This is a genomic window from Bartonella sp. MR168JLCBS (assembly GCF_042194175.1).
Genome location: NZ_JBHIMP010000436.1, coordinates 366 through 662 on the forward strand (window position 1 = coordinate 366; position 297 = coordinate 662).

Sequence of the window (297 nt, forward strand, 5' to 3'; positions counted from 1 at the left end):
ATGGCTAAAAGGAATCACTCAAACCCGTCTTGTCATTATCGTTGATGGTGTTGAAAAAGAAGTGATACAAAAACTCTTCAATGCCTTTTTAAACAAACCGGCAATAGATACTGCAGACAAAACCGCTATATTGGACAACTCCTTGATTATTCCAGGAATAAAGTTTTAATTTTTCTTCCGACCTTCAATAAATAAAATTCTTTGATAGATACGTTATGGACTTTCGAACACCTTCCATGATATCTCGCCGCAAGCGTTCACATATCCTTTAGAAGAATAAAAACATTCTGAAAAGCA

The 297-nt window shown here is 35.0% G+C and carries 1 pseudogene; it reads left to right on the plus strand.

Annotated features, from left to right (window positions below):
- Window positions 1-169: pseudogene (locus ACFIK8_RS11830) on the plus strand (GTP-binding protein); the annotation flags it as partial.
- Between the last annotated feature and the right edge of the window lie 128 nt (window positions 170-297).